Annotated in this window: 17 protein-coding genes and 1 pseudogene; 15 read left to right on the forward strand and 3 right to left on the reverse strand. The window is 45.3% G+C overall.

All coding sequences use genetic code 11. From position 1 onward, the window contains the following. Window positions 1–200: 200 nt before the first annotated feature. A complete protein-coding gene (locus tag QUB30_RS00230) occupies window positions 201–1,568 on the forward strand; it encodes an NAD-dependent succinate-semialdehyde dehydrogenase (protein WP_333327366.1) in 1,368 nt (455 codons plus the stop codon). 134 nt (window positions 1,569–1,702) lie between these two features. Continuing rightward, complete coding sequence (locus QUB30_RS00235; protein WP_333327369.1) at window positions 1,703–3,340, forward strand: acetolactate synthase large subunit; 1,638 nt, start codon at window positions 1,703–1,705, stop codon at window positions 3,338–3,340. A 211-nt stretch (window positions 3,341–3,551) separates the two neighbouring features. Here the strand turns inward: QUB30_RS00235 and QUB30_RS00240 are convergent, their stop codons facing one another. Then, window positions 3,552–3,923: a hypothetical protein gene (locus tag QUB30_RS00240; protein WP_333327372.1), complete on the reverse strand. Its 372-nt coding sequence runs from the start codon at window positions 3,921–3,923 to the stop codon at window positions 3,552–3,554. On the opposite strand from QUB30_RS00240, the gene QUB30_RS00245 reads away from it, so the two are divergent. The 10 genes and pseudogenes from QUB30_RS00245 to QUB30_RS00290 all read left to right on the forward strand — a co-directional run bounded on the left by QUB30_RS00245 (window position 3,910) and on the right by QUB30_RS00290 (window position 10,280). Next, window positions 3,910–4,095 (forward strand): hypothetical protein, encoded by a 186-nt coding sequence (locus QUB30_RS00245; RefSeq protein WP_333238875.1) that lies wholly within the window; start codon window positions 3,910–3,912, stop codon window positions 4,093–4,095. The genes QUB30_RS00240 and QUB30_RS00245 overlap by 14 nt on opposite strands. A 220-nt stretch (window positions 4,096–4,315) precedes the next feature. Beyond that, window positions 4,316–4,447: a hypothetical protein gene (locus tag QUB30_RS00250; RefSeq protein WP_333327375.1), complete on the forward strand. Its 132-nt coding sequence runs from the start codon at window positions 4,316–4,318 to the stop codon at window positions 4,445–4,447. A 219-nt stretch (window positions 4,448–4,666) separates the two neighbouring features. After that, complete coding sequence (locus tag QUB30_RS00255; RefSeq protein WP_445300457.1) at window positions 4,667–4,951, forward strand: transposase; 285 nt, start codon at window positions 4,667–4,669, stop codon at window positions 4,949–4,951. Then, window positions 4,867–5,226, forward strand: a complete 360-nt coding sequence (locus QUB30_RS00260) for a hypothetical protein (RefSeq protein ID WP_333327381.1) — start codon at window positions 4,867–4,869, stop codon at window positions 5,224–5,226. Before QUB30_RS00255 ends, QUB30_RS00260 begins: the two co-directional genes overlap by 85 nt. A 114-nt stretch (window positions 5,227–5,340) precedes the next feature. Next, window positions 5,341–5,775 (forward strand): ferritin-like domain-containing protein, encoded by a 435-nt coding sequence (locus QUB30_RS00265; RefSeq protein WP_333238873.1) that lies wholly within the window; start codon window positions 5,341–5,343, stop codon window positions 5,773–5,775. A gap of 207 nt (window positions 5,776–5,982) precedes the next feature. Beyond that, window positions 5,983–6,939: an FTR1 family protein gene (locus QUB30_RS00270; RefSeq protein WP_333327385.1), complete on the forward strand. Its 957-nt coding sequence runs from the start codon at window positions 5,983–5,985 to the stop codon at window positions 6,937–6,939. A 322-nt stretch (window positions 6,940–7,261) separates the two neighbouring features. Then, window positions 7,262–7,387 (forward strand): hypothetical protein, encoded by a 126-nt coding sequence (locus tag QUB30_RS00275; protein ID WP_333327388.1) that lies wholly within the window; start codon window positions 7,262–7,264, stop codon window positions 7,385–7,387. A 256-nt stretch (window positions 7,388–7,643) separates the two neighbouring features. Further along, window positions 7,644–8,381: a response regulator transcription factor gene (locus tag QUB30_RS00280; RefSeq protein ID WP_333327954.1), complete on the forward strand. Its 738-nt coding sequence runs from the start codon at window positions 7,644–7,646 to the stop codon at window positions 8,379–8,381. Between the two features lie 623 nt (window positions 8,382–9,004). Next, window positions 9,005–9,312: pseudogene (locus QUB30_RS00285) on the forward strand (chlorophyll a/b binding light-harvesting protein); the annotation flags it as partial. A 446-nt stretch (window positions 9,313–9,758) separates the two neighbouring features. Then, entirely contained in the window at window positions 9,759–10,280 is a 522-nt protein-coding gene (locus tag QUB30_RS00290; protein ID WP_333327391.1) for a transcriptional repressor, read from the forward strand. 186 nt (window positions 10,281–10,466) lie between these two features. Here the strand turns inward: QUB30_RS00290 and QUB30_RS00295 are convergent, their stop codons facing one another. Further along, entirely contained in the window at window positions 10,467–11,318 is an 852-nt protein-coding gene (locus QUB30_RS00295) for an Npun_R2479 family HD domain-containing metalloprotein (RefSeq protein ID WP_333327395.1), read from the reverse strand. Window positions 11,319–11,526: 208 nt separating this feature from the next. Next, on the reverse strand, window positions 11,527–11,730 hold the full coding sequence (locus QUB30_RS00300; RefSeq protein ID WP_333327398.1) for a hypothetical protein: 204 nt from the start codon (window positions 11,728–11,730) through the stop codon (window positions 11,527–11,529). 454 nt (window positions 11,731–12,184) lie between these two features. Here QUB30_RS00300 and rpsL point away from each other — a divergent pair, with 454 nt between their 5' ends. The 3 genes from rpsL to fusA all read left to right on the forward strand — a co-directional run bounded on the left by rpsL (window position 12,185) and on the right by fusA (window position 15,599). Then, window positions 12,185–12,565: a 30S ribosomal protein S12 gene (rpsL, locus tag QUB30_RS00305; protein ID WP_006632197.1), complete on the forward strand. Its 381-nt coding sequence runs from the start codon at window positions 12,185–12,187 to the stop codon at window positions 12,563–12,565. Between the two features lie 145 nt (window positions 12,566–12,710). Beyond that, the gene (gene rpsG, locus QUB30_RS00310; RefSeq protein WP_006632196.1) at window positions 12,711–13,181 is read left to right on the forward strand and encodes a 30S ribosomal protein S7; all 471 of its coding nucleotides are present in this window, start codon (window positions 12,711–12,713) and stop codon (window positions 13,179–13,181) included. A gap of 345 nt (window positions 13,182–13,526) precedes the next feature. Further along, on the forward strand, window positions 13,527–15,599 hold the full coding sequence (gene fusA / locus QUB30_RS00315; RefSeq protein WP_333327401.1) for an elongation factor G: 2,073 nt from the start codon (window positions 13,527–13,529) through the stop codon (window positions 15,597–15,599). Window positions 15,600–15,661 lie beyond the last annotated feature (62 nt).

The following is a 15,661-nucleotide window of genomic DNA, read 5'->3' on the forward strand; positions in this document are numbered from 1 at the left end:
GATAAATTTTCTTAAGATTTGCGATCGAGATTTTGAACTATAATTAAAAGTAGAGAGATTTAAACAAATCCGATACTTGCAAATTGGCAAGACCTGAAAACGTGGCTGGCAAATTCCCATTTTGTAAGACCTTGATATAACTCCCGGTCTAGCTTGAATACTAGAAGGGAGTTTTGTGTTTTCACACAGGAGATGAAACAATGGCTATTGCTACTATTAACCCAGCAACGGGAGAAACGCTGAAAACTTTCGATCCGATAACGGATGAGGCAATAGAAGCTAAGCTGGAATTAGCGCAGCAAGCTTTTAACAAATACCGCTACGTGCCGTTTGAGCAGAGAGCTCTGTGGATGCAGAAAGCTGCCGAGATATTGGAGTGCGATCGCGAAATTTACGCTGAAATGATGACCCTGGAAATGGGCAAAACGCTCAAATCTGCGATCGGCGAAGTGGAAAAATGCGCCTTAGTTTGCCGCTATTACGCCAAAAATGCCGCTCAATTTATGGCAGACGTACCGGCAACCACTGACGCTAGCAGCAGCTTTGTCCGCTACCAACCGCTGGGCGCTATTTTAGCCGTCATGCCGTGGAATTTCCCATTTTGGCAAGTTTTTCGGTTTGCCGCGCCGGCGCTGATGGCGGGCAATGTCGGCTTGCTCAAACACGCTTCCAACGTGCCTCAGTGCGCTTTGAAAATCGAAGAAATTTTCGCCCAAGCTGGCTTTCCCGAAGGAGTTTTTCAAACTTTGTTAGTGGGTTCGGACAAGGTAGCCAATATCGTTGCGGACGATCGCATCAAAGCAGCAACTCTCACCGGTAGCGAAGCAGCGGGTGAAAGTTTGGCAGCAAATGCGGGCAAAAATTTGAAAAAAGTAGTGCTGGAATTGGGAGGAAGCGACCCATTTATTGTGATGTCAAGCGCCGATATAGCAGCAGCTTTATCAACTGCCGTCACATCCCGCATACTCAATAACGGTCAATCTTGCATAGGCGCAAAACGCTTTATTTTAGCCGAAGAAATCGCCGACGAATTTATCACAGGATTTGTGGAAAAATTCAAGCTATTAAAAGTAGGCGATCCGATGTTGCCCGAAACCGATATCGGCCCTTTGGCTACCCCCACAATTCTCAAAGACTTGGACAATCAAGTGCAAGCTTGCATCCAATCGGGAGCAAAACTTCTAACAGGCGGCCGCCCATTATCAGAGAAAGCAGGCAATTTCTACTTGCCAACTATTCTGGCAGACATTCCTCCGGATGCTGCGGCGCGTCAAGAAGAGTTTTTCGGCCCGGTAGCTTTAGTATTCCGAGTTGGAGGCATTGATGAGGCGATCGCCCTCGCAAACAGCACATCTTTTGGCTTGGGTGCGGCAGCTTGGACGACAGTAAACTCAGAGAGCGATCGCTTTATTTCCGAACTAGAGGCCGGCGCGGTATTCATCAACGGTTTAGTAAAATCAGACCCGAGATTGCCCTTCGGCGGCATCAAACGCTCCGGTTACGGACGCGAATTGAGCATCCAAGGAATTCAGGAATTTGTTAACATTAAAACAGTGTGGGTAAAATAAGCGCGCACTCAGTCAACTTCTGGCAAAACTCTAAATTCATCCGCGTTTGTCGGCGGTGATAAATTAAAAATTAGTAGTTTTACGAGAAGTTGACCAAGAAATAAAATACCCACTTACCGAGGAAAAAAACGGAAATGAACACAGCTCAACTTTTGGTCAAATGTTTAGAAAATGAAGGCGTAGAATACGTCTTCGGACTTCCCGGAGAAGAAAATTTAGAAGTTCTAGAAGCCCTGAGAAACTCTTCAATTAAATTTATTACTACTCGCCACGAACAAGGCGCAGCTTTCATGGCCGACGTTTACGGCCGTCTTACCGGCAAAGCCGGCGTTTGCTTGTCCACCTTGGGTCCCGGCGCAACTAACTTAATGACAGGAGTTGCTGACGCCAACTTAGACGGCGCTCCTTTAATAGCAATTACCGGACAAGTCGGTACGGACAGAATGCACATAGAATCGCACCAATATTTAGATTTGGTCGCCATGTTTGCGCCCGTTACTAAGTGGAACGCTCAAATTGTCAGACCCAGTACCACGCCAGAAATTGTCCGCAAAGCCTTTAAAGTAGCTCAAAGTGAAAAGCCCGGTGCAGTTCACATTGACTTGCCAGAAAATATCGCAGCAATGGCTGTTGAAGGAAATCCGCTCGGCAAAGACAACCGCGAAAAAACTTTTGGCGCTTATCAAAGTCTGAATAAAGCGGCTGTGGCAATTTCCAAAGCAAAAAGTCCTTTACTTCTAGTAGGAAATGGCACGATTCGGGCTAATGCCAGCGATGCTTTGACAGAATTTGCTACTCGATTAAATATTCCTGTAGCTAATACTTTTATGGGCAAAGGTGTGATTCCTTACACTCATCCTTTGGCACTTTGGACGACGGGATTGCAAAAACGAGATTACATTAGCTGTGCTTTTGAAGAAACGGATTTAGTGATTGCTGTTGGCTACGATTTGATTGAATATTCCCCGAAAAAGTGGAATCCAGACGGCAAAATTCCGATTATTCACGTTGGAGCTCTGCCAGCCGAAATTGACAGCAGCTATATTCCTCTTGTAGAAGTTGTGGGGGATATTTCTGATTCGCTAAATGAAATTTTGCAGCGTGCAGATCGCATGGAGAAAACAGACCCTTTTGCTAAGCAATTGCGGGCTGATATTCGGGCTGGGTACGAACAATATGCAGCCGACGACGGTTTCCCGATCAAGCCGCAAAAAATTATTTACGATTTGCGGCAAGTAATGGGCCCGGAAGATATTGTCATATCTGATGTGGGAGCTCACAAAATGTGGATCGCGCGGCACTATCACTGCGATCGCCCAAATACCTGTTTAATTTCCAACGGATTTGCGGCGATGGGAATTGCGATTCCCGGTGCGGTGGCAGCAAAACTCGTTTATCCCGATCGCAAAGTAGTAGCAGCCACCGGAGACGGCGGCTTTATGATGAATTGTCAAGAGTTAGAAACTGCTTTGCGCGTCGGTACTAATTTTGTTACTCTCATATTTAATGACGGCGGTTACGGCTTAATTGAATGGAAGCAGGAAGATTATTTCGGTCATTCAGATTTCATCAAATTTGGCAATCCCGACTTTGTAAAATTTGCCGAAAGTATGGGTTTAAAAGGCTATCGAGTTGAATCTACAACTGATTTAATTCCCATCCTCAAAGAAGCCCTTGCTCAAGATGTTCCTTGCGTGATTGACTGTCCGGTTGACTACCGGGAAAATGCGCGTTTCAGTCAATTATCTGGGGATATGAGTTGCAATTTGTAAGCGTAGCCAGAAATCAGGAAACGGCAATGCCGTTTCCCTACGATTAATCTGGCGATGCTTAGATCCTTAAACTGCGGGGAATGATTTTTTTGGGGTAGGGAAACGGCATTGCCGTTTCCTCCATCGCTTGTTGATGCTTATATCCGATCGCCCTTAAATCCGGCTTTGTGACAAATTGGGACGTAAGGGCGATCGCGCTTTTTCATCAGATTCAAGTATTCGGATTAGCTGTTGCCTTAGTGATGTACTGGATAATCGCGTCAAAATCCTTACGGATTTCTGCCAGTTGTTGAACCCAAGTATTAGAAGCATAAATCACTTCCTCTTCCTTCTGGCGAGCGGCTGCAATTTGCTTCTCAATCTCTCCGTAAACCTGTTGCTCAAATTCAAAGAGCTGTATTTCAATCTGATTTTCCAAGTCTTTTGCGGTTAATTGAAATTTACTCGTTATATCGCGACTAACATCAGACATTTGCTTTTCTCGCTCATGTTCTTGTCCCATTTGTAAAATATCTACTCCTACCGAAACAATTGCTAGAGCAGGCCCCAGGAATTTAGCAGCATTGCCGATGTTTTTGGCCATACCAACCGCCTGCCAAGGCTTAAACTTAAAGCCGACAAATTTTCCCACAGCGACAACACCTTACAGATTAAAAGCCGAACAAGTTGAGTCAATGGTTACAGTAGTAGCTGAAAGTGTAATCAATGTAAATGTACAAGAATTGCGCCGATTGGGAATAGATGAAGTTATTTGACTAAAATTAAAATTAAAATTTTAATTAAAATTAATTGTGGTATTACTAGAGCTATCGACCCATAAAAATTTAGGTTTTGCATCAGAAAAAGAATCATCAATCGAAAAAGTTCTGCTAAAATGGGGAGAACAAGTCAAGCGACCAAATAGAAGAAGTCAGCATGGATATGAGTGGCAATTATAAATAATTGGTGAAAAAGATATGTCTAAATGCTGTGAATATGGTAGACATATTTTATGTCACCAAAATGAGACACGAAGAATTAAATCAAGCCATAATTGACCAAAAACAAGCAGCCGAATCACTAGAAATCAAAGAAATAGCTAAATTGTTTGGTAGGAGAGAAAGGTAGTAAATATATACTTTTAAAAGCTGAGTCTGACTTATTTCAGGAACAAAAAGCAAAATTATTATAAGTGCAGTCAGCCTCACTGCTTGTAAAAATTATCACTCCTTAAAAGAAGAGTTTCACGATATATTTGAAAAATGTAAAAATTTAAGTACGGAAATATTAGGACTAATCGATTGGTTGAAAAAAGCAGAGCCGTACTATTAAAAGAGCCTAAACACCATTAAAAGGTGGTTGGTGGAGGTAGCAGGATATTTTGAACAAATAACAAATAACGGAATATTTGAAGGCATTAATAATAAAATAAAACTGTTAAAAGGCAGTGGATTTGGTTTGATAAATTATCATAATTTTGAAATGCCAGCTTGGCTTTTTTGGCATTTTCTTATCATATTTAGCATACTAAGTACGGAAAAACCGCTGTGCCTGTATCAGCGGCCCAGCAAGAAGTTCAGACGCTCTATCAAATCAATCAGACAGCAGAAATTACGGATCGGGCAAAGCTAGAGGAGTTAACCGGGACAGTCTACGATCGCATGGATCGAAGCTGGCAAACTAGCCCTACCTTCACTCAAAATCTAGTCTATAGGGTCAGCGTCAGTCAAGATGGGGCGATCGGCAATTTCGAGTCCCTCAATCAACCAGCCAAGGATTGCACCCAAGAAACTCCTTTGCCAAATCTGCTCAAATCTGCCGAGACTAGCAACAGCAACAGTGCAGCACCAGTCGCTAAGTTTACTGTAGTATTTCGTCCTACTGGAACCTTAGAAGTTAACCCGTAACTCACATACAACACCTATCCGGTAAGGTACACAGTGCGCCTTACTTTTACTTTTTAACTTAAATGTGATAATATAAGCAGCGGCCTGTAAGGTATTCTACATCTAAAACTACAAATGAAAGAACTTGACGAGAAAAAAACCCAAGAACTGCTATGCACCATCATGGAATGGGAACTAGCCGGAGTCGTGCGCTACACCCATTATGCACTCATGGTGACAGGGCCAAACCGGATTCCCATCGTACAGTTTTTTAAAGCACAAGCAACCGAATCCCTACTCCACGCCCAACAAGCCGGAGAAATTTTAACAGGTTTAGAAGGGCATCCCACCCAAAAAATTGCTACGATCGAAGAAACCTACAAACACTCGGTAAAAGACCTTTTGGAAGAAAGTCTAAATCACGAAAAAAAAGCGCTCAAAAAGTATAAATCTTTACTTGAAGTAGTGACCAACGCCAGTGTTTATCTGGAAGAATATGCCCGTAGTTTGATTGGACAAGAAGAATTGCACCAAGTAGAACTAAAAAAAATGCTGCGGGATTTTAGTTAAGGGAAGTAATACTCCGCCGTCCTTATTTATTAGTCCTTAGTTACTCCCGAACCGTCTTAAGAAGACCTGCTCCTTCTCTTCTTTCTATTCCTTTGCGACAAGAGCGCTAACCCGCCTTCGCGGTTAAATAATTTGATATTCGGCTAGCGCTCAAATAAAAGTTGCTAAGGACTTAAGGACTAACTACAAATTAGCTGTTATCAAAAAATGAACTTTACTGAAGCCATCCCAACTTTTGTAATTACCCTCCGCGAAGGCGTTGAAGCCGCCTTAGTCGTGGGAATTGTCCTAGCTTGCTTAAAAAAATCAGAGCAAAGTCACCTCAATTCTTGGGTTTATACAGGTATCGCAGCCGGCATTGCTGCTAGCGCTTGTGTAGCTGCATTATTCAATCAGTTGCTCGACGCGCTCTCAACATCAAATCAGCCTTACGCACCAGTAATTAAGCAACTGCTCGAAGGTTCTCTGGGAATTGTTGCCATAGCAATGCTAAGCTGGATGCTAATTTGGATGACTCAGCAAGCGCGCTTTCTCAAAGAAGAAGTTGAAGGAGCAGTTACAGCAGCTTTGACAGAAAATACCAATGCCGGCTGGGGCATATTTGGCTTAATTTTTATTGCGGTACTGCGCGAAGGTTTTGAAACAGTTATATTTGTCAGCGCTCAGTTTCAACAAGGTTGGAGTCCCGCTTTGGGAGCTTTGGGCGGTTTGACTGGGGCGGCAATCATTGGCGCGCTACTATTCAAGTGGGGTGTCAAAATTGATATCCGCCAGTTTTTCAAGTTTATGGGGATTTTGTTGCTGCTAATTGTAGCCGGTTTAGCAGTATCTGCCCTCAAACATTTTGACCAAGCCGCTGCCATTTTGTCGCAGACGGATAGCAAGTATGCAGCGATTTGTGTTTATTTCGATCGCTCTGCACACATCCACTCTTGTATTTTAGGGCCGATGGTGTGGAATGCAGCGGCAATTTTGCCCGATCGCCAATTTCCGGGAATCGTTCTTAAATCACTATTTGGATACAGAGATCGACTCTATCTTTTGCAAGCTGTTGGTTATACACTATTCTTAGTAACAGTCGGCGGTCTTTACTTCCAAAAATTAGGCGGTAAGGCAACTTTTACGAGCAAAAATACTCAGTCTTTCCAAGAGCCAACTAGCTAGTTTTCGGTATTTGTGCAGGCATTTTATCGGCAGTTTCTCGATAGTTATATGCCAGATGCTAGGGCGATCGCAAAATTTGCTTGACTTGGCAAAAATCGACCCAAAATTTTAGGGTTTGGGGATTGACTTTCCCTATCGGAGATGATAAGATTTAATGAGCGGAATATGAGATTTTAAAGATTATTAATCATATTCCAAGTATTAAACTGTACAGTCAAAAGCTAAAAAAAGCAAGCGCCAACAGTCAAAAAATTTTTTTATCTAAATTTAACAAATAGGTTAAAAAGTTTTATAATTTTTGTGTGATTGACCGTGGGAAACCTTGACCTCAAAAGAACACACTATTTCAGGTCGCGGAGGCAAAGCAAGCTTGATGGCGAAACAGCTCGATCGACTAATTTGCCAGCAAACCGACAGCGAGTTGGCTCTAAAATCTCAAATGCAATGACAGTCGCCACCTGTGAAAGCGCGCGCATCCTGCTAAAGTTTAAGCGGCCGATCGCGATCGCACCAACCCCGGACCAGATTTATGGCAAACACCTTTCTAATAAGGTCTCCTAGCCCTTATAATTAGTACAATAATATTTACATACCTCAAAAAGTTCTTAATGAAGCTTAAAATTAAAAAATTGTTCGTTAAAGTTACCTGGAAGCCCCAGAAGGCTGTAGCCTCCACCATCTGGTTAGCGGTGAGATAAATAATGATGCCCCGGATACTTGTTATTGATGATGACGCGGCGATCGCCGAACTCGTAGCCGTCAACCTAGAAATGGCTGGCTACGAAGTCACCCAGGCAGAAGACGGCATTAAAGGTCAGGCACTAGCAATACAACTGCTCCCCGACCTGATCATGCTAGATCTGATGCTGCCTAGAGTAGACGGATTCACCGTATGTCAGCGGTTGCGACGTGACGATCGCACCTCAGACATTCCCGTCTTGATGTTGACAGCCTTAAGTCAAACCCAAGACAAAGTAGAAGGCTTCAACTCCGGCGCGGACGACTACCTGACTAAACCCTTTGAACTAGAAGAGATGCTAGCGCGAGTGCGAGCCCTACTAAGGCGTACAGACCGCATCCCCCAAGCTGCCAAACACTCAGAAATCCTGAATTACGGCCCGCTGACCCTTGTCCCCGAAAGGTTTGAAGCGGTTTGGTACGTTCAGACAGTCAAACTGACCCACCTAGAGTTCGAGTTGCTCCACTGCTTGCTCCAGCGCCACGGTCAAACAGTCTCTCCCAGCGAAATTCTCAAAGAAGTCTGGGGTTACGACCCCGACGACGACATCGAAACAATTCGCGTACACATCAGACACCTAAGAACCAAGATGGAACCCGATCCCCGCCACCCTCGGTACATAAAAACCGTATACGGGGCCGGCTATTGTCTGGAATTACCAAGCAACGAGCAAGTAGCCGAAGAAACCAAATCATCTGCTTGAACTAGCACGCCAGATGCAACAAGTAACTACAAATCTAGCTAAACAAGCCTGGGAAAACTTGGTCTCAGGCTTTTTATTTGCAATATCCATGCCAGCCAGCCGATTTGAGATTTGAGAATTACTCACTCTCGATAAATCCGTTCGCCTGAGATAACGGTCTTAGACACACGCTTCCCCAAAAAAACCCGGTTTCTCGTTGTCGCGATCGAGCGTGTATGACCAAATTACGTGCAGAGACCGGGTTTTTGCCTCCAGGACTGATAAGAACGATGCGGAGCTTTTATCTGTCTCCACGGCCGCGATCCGGGGGCTTGTAGCTTGGCTGCTTTCGGTCAATTGCTGCACCTTAGTAAAATTATTTATCAATAAATCCAGAAATATTTACTTATTGGCAACCTACGCCACTAAGAAAACTTGTGCTAGCCGATCGCTCAAACCGACTCAAAGCTTAATTTGAGGAGCTTTTCGGCAACCTCGTTATATATCTTCACTAAATTTAATCAAATAGTTTATTAATAATCCTTGACGAAACCGCCAAAATTGTTGATTATCTATATCAATAAGCCGCCAACGCTTAAAACTCAACTGAGATCTTTCTCAAGAGGTAAATCGCCGTGACAAGGATGGTAAACAAATCCTTCCCAGCCGAAGCAGAATCCTTTCCCTGGTGGGCCGGCAACCCCTGCTTAACCAATCTTTCCGGCGTTTGCTCGCTGCCCGCGTCGCCCACGTCGGCCTCATCGTCCTCTGGGCGGGAGCTTATACCCTTTTTGAGCTTTCCCGCTTCAACCCAAAATTTCCCCTGTACGAACGAGCCTTAATCCTGTTGCCCAACCTAGCCAGACTAGGCTGGGGCGTCGGTGCGGGAGGCAAAATTGTCCATACTTATCCGTACTTCCCCGTTGGCGCGATTCACCTAATGAGCTCAGCATGACTGTCTTTTTTTACTATTTCTGTATCGCCACTTTGATGATTTTTGTGCTGTCTGTCAGTAACATTGCCAGAAGGAGTGTATCAAATCAAGCGCTTGTATCAAATCCCTCGTTCAGATTGCGAGTTTTTTACTCATGACTACCGCCTCAAATGTACAGCGCGGCCTGGCGTTGCTTGTACTGGAGATGCGATTAGTTTGACTGACTTTTAAACTAAAACTTGTTTAACAAATGCCGCTCGCCAACAGCGCTCTAAACTTCAGAAAAATTACGCAGCAATACCGACAACTACTCCTTCAGTTCTACTTTGAGTTAGGGGGATTTTAAAATTAGATAGATGGATTCTTAAGGAAAATACACTTGAGAATAGTCGCAAAAAAAAAGCACGAATAAATAACAAATAATCCACTACAATCTTCGTTCAACTTATTGATTTTTTTCCGACATGAATTTATACAGCGCTAACTCACTCAAAGTCGAACTCAACCAGAGAGGCTGCCGCCTGACTCCGCAGCGAGAAACTATTTTGAGTGTCTTTCAAAATCTGCGACAAGGCAATCATTTGAGTGCCGAAGAATTATACAAAACTTTACAAAATCAAGGAGAACGAATTGGTTTATCTACTGTGTATAGAACTCTGCATTTGTTAGCCAGAATCGGAATTTTGCGCGAACTAGAATTAGCAGAAGGACATAAACATTACGAACTAAATTTGCTGGAATTGCACCATCATCATCACCTGGTATGCATTCAGTGTCACAAGACTTTTGAATTTAGCGATGAATCGATTTTAAAGATTGGCAAAAAGCAAGTTGAAAAAGCTGGTGTAGAATTGCTTGACTGTCAGTTAACCGTGCGCGCTGTTTGTTTGGAAGCGCTGCGGGAGGGATGGCCTTCTTTAGTTCCCAGCAATTGGTCGTGTCCAAGATATAATTCGGAAATGGAGGATGAGATGAGTGAGGAATAATATTTAGTTTAATATGTTTGCGTCACACTTTTGTTATTAACAATAAACAGTGAAATCGCCAATATAGTAAGCAATTTGCATGACATAATATAATTCCTGTTCATTTCCGACTAAAACGGGAGGATTCAAAAAAAGCTCCTTTGTTGAGGAGCAAGTGTATCAGTTATACATACAAATAGTTGGCAATCAAGCAACCTCAGAATCGCAACGTTGGTGTTCCATCCGAAATACATTAGCATACAAACTAGCAACAATCTGTTTGCCTTCCTGCGTCAATTGCAAGTAATCTAGCGATTCGCTGATGTGAGGATAAATGCCGCTCCAGTAAAACTTAGAGTAGCTTTGCAGCAAGTCGCCCGGATGTCGATAGCCTAAAACTTTAGTAGCACCGCTTTCTTCCAACTCGTAAAACAGCGCGCCAATTTTCTGCAAATATTGGGGGTTGCTAAGCTGACCTATCAAGTCAGCACCGCGAACTAAACTAGAGTAATTAACTGCATCATCGTCAGTGTTACCGTCAAGCACCGAGAAACGAGTCTGTTCTATGTTATGCTTAATGATCTCAGCATTAATTAGCTTGTGGTTGCCGAAGCGCTCGTCAATGAACAGTTTTGCTCTGTCAACTCGGTAAGGAGCTAGGCTGGCCGCTGTTGCACCGGGAGTAAGTGCAATTCTCATCCCATCTTTTCCCGTAGCATACAATCCTTCTGATGCTTGGTCTTGTCGGCAAACTCCTTTAACATATCCGATGTCTTGGCACAGCAGAGAAATGATGTAGTGCAGCCAGTTTTCGCAGGAGACTCCGCCCTTGCGAATGTGTTTTCCCCGCAAGATTTCTTGACCGACTAAGGTAATGCAAATGGCGTGTTCTACATTGTGATAAAGAGCGTCGCTGTTGGCAATGTTTTCTAATGCCATTGCGCCCACCCAAGCAATAATGTCAGCGTAGTCTGATTTGTACCCTCCGTAAGTGCGGCTGTACCCGTTCTGAAGTTGTGCGATGAAAGCCTCGATCAGCAGTTCTGTAGAATTAAACATACGCAGTCCTTTTACCTTAATATTGCTTTTCAAGAACGGTGAATCTATATTGAGAGTCCTCTAATTTTATGGATGAGATTTTAGCTGACAACTCATGCACCCTCTGTGCGTAGTGAGCTGTGCGAGGCAATCTCAAAACTCATTGACGACGCTACGCCTGCGAAGTCACGAAGCAATCTAGCGCCCGCACTCAAAACTCCCAAGCAACTCAGTCCATCACTGACACCCATCCCCGCCGTACTGCATACAGCAGCCTGCTGACAATTTTTCTATCCTCTGAACTTTTTAAACTGTGAGAATTAATTGCGTATTGAATTTGGTGGAACACAGTCCGATCGATCTTACCCGATTTCCAAATGTTCAAGTAAAGTTCGGAAATTCCATATTCAGAAATATAAGCTTTGGTTGTCATCTGCCGTTAACTTAATGTATATTTCTTATTCTGGGGCAATTTTAGATAACTTTATGTGATGTCGATCGGCGAGAGACTGTGATGCGATCGCAGGCTGGAGTTAATGAGCGTCTCCAAACAAGGGTAATTTGCTCGAAAGATCGCGCTGTTTCGATCGCCATATGTTTTGCTAAGGAATCTGACAATATTTGAGTTATGCCTAAACAATAGGATGTTACATACCATTCGCCCGTTGCGTTCGCCCCCGGACAACTTGCAGCAAGGAAGGAAGTTTGAGCGCCCGCCCTGTAAATTTCTTGCCAAAGAAACTCGCGTCGTGTACAATACAGAGTCTGGTATCCTCACTTACCCATAATTATTTTCATTCATCCCGTCCCCCCAGAGGGGAAGGGACTTTCAGTGCGGATGCAGCCAAATCACTATATTCAGCAAAAAGCTAGAAATGCCGTAACTCATGCCCACTATTCAGCAACTCATCCGTTCAGCACGGGAACAAACGCAGAAAAAAACCAAATCGCCAGCTCTCAAGAGTTGCCCCCAGCGGCGCGGAGTTTGCACCAGAGTGTACACAACCACCCCGAAAAAACCCAACTCGGCGCTGCGGAAGGTGGCTCGGGTAAGGCTGACCTCTGGTTTTGAAGTCACCGCCTACATCCCAGGGATCGGTCACAACTTGCAAGAGCACTCGGTAGTAATGATCCGGGGCGGTCGGGTAAAAGATTTGCCCGGAGTTAGATACCACATCATTCGCGGTACATTAGACACCGCTGGGGTGAAAGACCGCAAGCAGGGTCGTTCCAAATACGGGGCCAAGCGTCCTAAAGAGAAAAAATAACACGGATCTCGCCCGATCGTCGGGGTTGGGAAGCAACCATAAATCCGATCGCGCCGCTCAATTGCACGCTCGATCGTCATAGATCGAGACCCGCTCCCAAAACCCCAAACTCAATCATTCAAAATCAAAAATCCCAAATAGAACTATGTCTCGCCGCACAGTTATTCAAAAACGTCCAGTTCCACCAGATCCAACCTACAACAGCCGGTTGGTAAGCATGATGGTGAGACGGATCATGCAGCACGGCAAAAAATCCGTTGCCTCCAGCATCGTCTACGACGCCCTCAAAACCATCCAAGAACGCACAGGGGCTGAACCGTTAGACTTGTTTGAAAAAGCAGTCAAAAACGCTACACCCCTGGTCGAAGTCAAAGCCCGCCGGGTAGGTGGCGCCACCTACCAAGTGCCGATGGAAGTGCGTTCCGATCGCGGTACCACCCTCGCCCTCCGCTGGCTGATCAGATTTGCCCGCGCCCGAACCGGCCGCTCAATGGCCGCCAAGCTAGCCAACGAACTGATGGATGCAGCTAACGAAACAGGCAGTGCTATTCGCAAGCGCGAAGAAACACACCGCATGGCCGAAGCTAACAAGGCTTTTGCTCACTACCGGTACTAACAGCCAAATCGGGCATGGAGAAAAGCGCGATCGTGCGGTATAAAAGCATCGGGTGAGAAATTGGCAAGTGTTTGTTTTGAGTGTTGAGATTGCTTCTCTTGGCGCAGTTGCGATTCGTGAAGCAAACTCAAAACTCCCCAAATCAAAATTCACGCACTCAAAATTCACGCACTCTCTGAATCCTCCATGTCGCATCCTTAATATTTTTGTAAACAAATCTTGCAAAAAATATTAAAATGTAACAATAAGCTCCAGAGACTTTTGTAAGTCGCTGGGGAGTGCAAAATAGGGTTACTGTGTAGTATAATAGTATTATAACAGCAACACAAGATTAAGGAGGTAGCTGTGGCACGTACCGTCCCGCTAGAAAAAACTCGCAACATCGGCATCGCAGCCCACATCGACGCGGGCAAAACAACAACAACTGAAAGAATTCTGTTCTATTCAGGCATGGTTCACAAAATGGGTGAAGTGCACGAGGGAACAGCAGTCACTGACTGGATGGAGCAAGAGCGGGAGCGGGGAATTACGATTACTGCCGCTGCTATCACCACCAGTTGGAAAGATTACAAAATCAACATCATCGACACTCCCGGACACGTAGACTTCACGATCGAAGTCGAACGCTCGATGCGAGTGCTCGACGGAGTGATCGCAGTGTTCTGCTCGGTAGGGGGAGTGCAGCCGCAATCCGAAACAGTTTGGCGACAAGCCGATCGGTACAAAGTACCGCGGATCGTGTTCGTCAACAAAATGGATCGGATGGGCGCAAACTTCTACAAAGTCTACGCCCAAATTCGCGATCGAATGAGAGCGAACGCCGTACCCATCCAAATCCCGATCGGCAGCGAAGAAAACTTCCGGGGAATTGTAGACTTAGTGCAAATGAAAGCCTATATCTACAACAACGACATGGGAACCGACATCGAGGAAGTAGAAATCCCCGATGAAGTAAAAGAGCTAGCAGCAGAATACCGCACCAAGCTGATCGAGTCCGTAGCAGAAACCAACGACGCCCTCACCGAGAAATACCTCGAAGGCGAAGAGTTAACAGAAGCAGAAATTCGAGCAGCTTTGCGGACTGGTGCCATCTCTGGCACGATCGTCCCCATGTTGTGCGGTTCTGCCTTCAAAAACAAAGGCGTTCAGCTTTTGTTGGATGCAGTGATCGACTACCTGCCGTCGCCCTTGGAAGTTCCCCCAATTCAAGGACTCCTGCCCAGCGGCGACACCGCAGAACGATTTGCAGACGACAGCGCGCCCCTGTCAGCCCTGGCATTCAAAATCATGGCTGACCCCTACGGCCGGCTGACCTTCGTTAGAGTCTACTCAGGTATCCTCAAAAAAGGCACCTACGTCCTCAACTCGACCAAAGACAAAAAAGAGCGGGTTTCTCGCTTAATCGTCCTCAAAGCCGACGATCGGATAGAAGTTGAGGAACTGCGGGCAGGAGACTTGGGAGCAGCCTTGGGTTTGAAAGACACATTCACAGGCGACACCCTCTGCGAAGATGGAGCGCCAGTGATTCTGGAATCTCTGTTTATTCCAGAGCCAGTCATCTCCGTGGCTGTCGAACCCAAAACCAAACAAGACATGGAGAAGCTCTCCAAAGCCCTCCAGTCGCTCTCGGAAGAAGACCCCACCTTCCGAGTCAACGTTGACCCAGAAACCAACCAGACAGTGATCGCCGGCATGGGCGAACTGCACCTGGAAATCCTGGTAGACAGGATGCTGCGGGAATTCAAAGTAGAAGCCAACGTGGGTCAGCCGCAAGTAGCCTACCGCGAAACCATTCGCAAAGCCGTCCGCGCCGAAGGTAAATTTATCCGCCAAAGCGGCGGTAAAGGTCAGTACGGTCACGTCGTGATCGAACTAGAACCCACCGAAGTCGGAAGCGGCTTTGAATTTGTCTCCAAAATTGTCGGCGGCACTGTACCCAAAGAGTACATCGGCCCGGCAGAACAAGGGATGAAAGAAGCCTGCGAATCGGGTATTGTAGCAGGATATCCCGTGATCGACCTCAAAGCTACTATGGTAGACGGGTCTTTCCACGACGTAGACTCTTCGGAAATGGCATTTAAGATCGCCGGCTCAATGGCGATCAAAGAAGCCGTGATGAAGGCTTCGCCTGTGCTGCTAGAGCCTATGATGAAAGTAGAGGTGGAAGTTCCCGAAGATTACATCGGGAACATCATCGGCGACCTCAACTCGCGTCGGGGTCAGATTGAGGGCCAAGAGACGGATCAGGGACTTGCCAAAGTTTCTGTAAAAGTTCCACTAGCAGAAATGTTTGGCTACGCTACTGACATCCGCTCGAAAACCCAAGGTCGAGGCATCTTCACAATGGAATTCAGCCATTACGAAGAAGTGCCGCGAAATGTGGCTGAAGCCATCATCGCTAAGAACAAAGGTAACTAACGATTTTGAATTTTAGATTTTGGATTTTGGATGAAATCCAAAGTCTAAAATCTAAAATGTTA

This window comes from Microcoleus sp. BROC3, assembly GCF_036702515.1.
In the GTDB taxonomy this organism is placed as follows: Bacteria; Cyanobacteriota; Cyanobacteriia; order Cyanobacteriales; family Microcoleaceae; genus Microcoleus.

Bases quoted from the DNA above. Each gene is read 5' to 3' on its own strand.
- QUB30_RS00245 (WP_333238875.1), top strand. From the start codon at position 3,910: ATGTTTTTGGCCATACCAACCGCCTGCCAAGGCTTAAACTTAAAGCCG.
- rpsL (WP_006632197.1), top strand. From the start codon at position 12,185: ATGCCCACTATTCAGCAACTCATCCGTTCAGCACGGGAACAAACGCAG.
- QUB30_RS00235 (WP_333327369.1), top strand. From the start codon at position 1,703: ATGAACACAGCTCAACTTTTGGTCAAATGTTTAGAAAATGAAGGCGTA.
- QUB30_RS00295 (WP_333327395.1), bottom strand. From the start codon at position 11,318: ATGTTTAATTCTACAGAACTGCTGATCGAGGCTTTCATCGCACAACTT.
- rpsG (WP_006632196.1), top strand. From the start codon at position 12,711: ATGTCTCGCCGCACAGTTATTCAAAAACGTCCAGTTCCACCAGATCCA.
- QUB30_RS00270 (WP_333327385.1), top strand. From the start codon at position 5,983: ATGAACTTTACTGAAGCCATCCCAACTTTTGTAATTACCCTCCGCGAA.
- QUB30_RS00265 (WP_333238873.1), top strand. From the start codon at position 5,341: ATGAAAGAACTTGACGAGAAAAAAACCCAAGAACTGCTATGCACCATC.
- QUB30_RS00240 (WP_333327372.1), bottom strand. From the start codon at position 3,923: ATGGCCAAAAACATCGGCAATGCTGCTAAATTCCTGGGGCCTGCTCTA.
- QUB30_RS00300 (WP_333327398.1), bottom strand. From the start codon at position 11,730: ATGACAACCAAAGCTTATATTTCTGAATATGGAATTTCCGAACTTTAC.
- QUB30_RS00290 (WP_333327391.1), top strand. From the start codon at position 9,759: ATGAATTTATACAGCGCTAACTCACTCAAAGTCGAACTCAACCAGAGA.
- QUB30_RS00280 (WP_333327954.1), top strand. From the start codon at position 7,644: ATGCCCCGGATACTTGTTATTGATGATGACGCGGCGATCGCCGAACTC.
- QUB30_RS00230 (WP_333327366.1), top strand. From the start codon at position 201: ATGGCTATTGCTACTATTAACCCAGCAACGGGAGAAACGCTGAAAACT.
- QUB30_RS00250 (WP_333327375.1), top strand. From the start codon at position 4,316: ATGGTAGACATATTTTATGTCACCAAAATGAGACACGAAGAATTAAAT.